A 1,434-nucleotide genomic window follows, 5' to 3' on the forward strand; every position below is an offset into this window, starting at 1 on the left:
ACCCCGACGACCCCAACAGCCCGAACCGCACCGGCCTGCGCCGCCTCCTCAACCGGCGGACCGTCCTCGGCGCGACCCTGATCAGCACGCTCCTCCTGGTGGCGGCCCTGTTCATCGGCTACCAGATCGTCGGCATCCCGCCCGCCAACGCCCAGGCCACCGCCCAGTCCAACCTCTACCTCTACGCGGACGGCACCCCGCTCGCCCGCGACGGCGAGGTCAACCGCGAGAACGTCCGGCTCTCCCAGGTACCGAAGAGCGTCCAGCAGGCCGTACTCGCCGCCGAGGACCGCGACTTCTACCACGAACACGCGGTCGATCTGCAGGGCATGACCCGCGCCTTCTGGAACACCCTCACCGGCAAGGGCACCCAGGGCGGCTCCACCATCACCCAGCAGTACGTCAAGAACTACTACCTGGGCCAGGAACGGACCCTCGCACGCAAGAGCAAGGAACTCTTCATCGCGATCAAGCTCAACAACGAGCAGAGCAAGGAAAGCATCCTCCAGGGCTATCTGAACACCAGTTACTTCGGCCGCAACGCGTACGGCATCCAGGCCGCCGCCCAGGCCTACTACGGCAAGGACATCGAACGGATCAGCGTCGCGGAGGGCGCGTTTCTCTCCGCGCTCCTCAACCAGCCCAGCGAGTACGACGTCGCCGTCCACCCCGAGAACCGGCCGGCCGCCGAGGCCCGCTGGAACTACGTCCTCGACGGCATGGTCAAGGAAGGCTGGCTCGGCCGGGCCGACCGGGCCGCGCTCAAGTTCCCCGTACCCGGCAAGATCCGGCACGCCTCCGGCGGACTCTCCGGACAGCGCGGCTATGTCGTCCAGGCCGTCGAGGACTACCTCACCAGCAACAAGATCATCGACGAGAACACCCTGGCCGCCGGCGGCCACCGCATCACCACCACACTGGAGCGCTCCAAGCAGGACGCGCTCGACAAGGCCGTCGACGACCATGTGCTGAGCGAGCTCGACACCGACGAACGCGACGCCGACCGCAACGTACGCGTCGGTGGCGTCTCCATCGACCCGGCGAGCGGCAGGGTCGTCGCCATGTACGGCGGCGTCGACTACACCCGGCAGTACGTCAACAACGCCACCCGCCGCGACTACCAGGTCGGCTCCACCTTCAAGCCCTTCGTCCTCGCCGCCGCCATCGAGCACCAGTCCCGGACCCGGTACGGCGAGACCATCACCCCCGGCACCGTGTACGACGGCGACAACGAACGCGAGGTCCAGGGCCCGGAAGGACCCATCGGCTACGCCCCGGCCAACGAGGACGACATCAGCTACGGCCCCATCTCCGTCCGCGAGGCCACCGACAAGTCCGTCAACGCCGTCTACGCGCAGATGGCCGAGGACGTCGGCCCGGCCACCGTCAAGAACACCGCCATCGCCCTCGGCATCCCCCAGAACACCCCCGACC

At 68.1% G+C, this 1,434-nt stretch carries 1 protein-coding gene; it reads left to right on the forward strand.

Annotation, left to right across the window (positions count from 1 at the left end):
• Positions 1–1,434: transglycosylase domain-containing protein (locus WH07_RS35660; protein ID WP_046509400.1), on the forward strand; the 1,434-nt coding region annotated here is incomplete at both ends.

The sequence above is a fragment of the Streptomyces odonnellii genome, assembly GCF_000981895.1.
GTDB classification, from domain to species: Bacteria; Actinomycetota; Actinomycetes; order Streptomycetales; family Streptomycetaceae; genus Streptomyces; species Streptomyces odonnellii.